General features: G+C 65.5%; 1 protein-coding gene. It reads right to left on the bottom strand.

Annotated elements, in window-relative coordinates:
* Nucleotides 1-30: 30 nt before the first annotated feature.
* The coding region (locus tag GR197_RS31425; protein ID WP_164016606.1) for a sigma-70 family RNA polymerase sigma factor at nt 31-455 on the bottom strand (425 nt) is incomplete at its 5' end.

The following is a 455-nucleotide window of genomic DNA, read 5'->3' as shown; positions in this document are numbered from 1 at the left end:
ATGCCAGGAGGCGTGCCGATACTCACGCATTCACTCCAGTGTCATCGCGAAGAAGCATTGCGCGGCCGCTTTCAGCAGATAGCGCTTCACCGTCGCGAGGGAAATCCGCAGCGTGGCGGCGATTTCCGTCTGCGTCGCGCCGTCCAGTTGCGCCATCAGGAATGCGCGTTTGACGGCTACGGGCAGCCCGTCGAGCAACGCGTCGATCTCGCACAATGTTTCGAGCAGCACGGCACGTTCTTCAGGCGACGGCGCGAGCGGCTCCGGCACCCGTGCGAGCGCTTCGAGATAGGCGCGCTCGATCTGCTCACGTCGCCAGTGATTCGCGAGGACGCGTTGCGCGACCGTCGTGAGGAAGGCGCGCGGTTCAAGCAGTTCAAGCGGCTCGTCGCGCGCGAGCAGGCGCATGAAGGTGTCGTGCGCAAGGTCGGCCGCCCGATGCGCGCATCCCAGCT

Source organism: Rhizobium phaseoli, assembly GCF_010668805.1.
GTDB classification, from domain to species: domain Bacteria; phylum Pseudomonadota; class Alphaproteobacteria; order Rhizobiales; family Rhizobiaceae; genus Rhizobium; species Rhizobium phaseoli_A.
The sequence above is the reverse complement of the archived record's forward strand: the minus strand, read 5'-3'. Positions and strand labels throughout refer to the sequence as shown.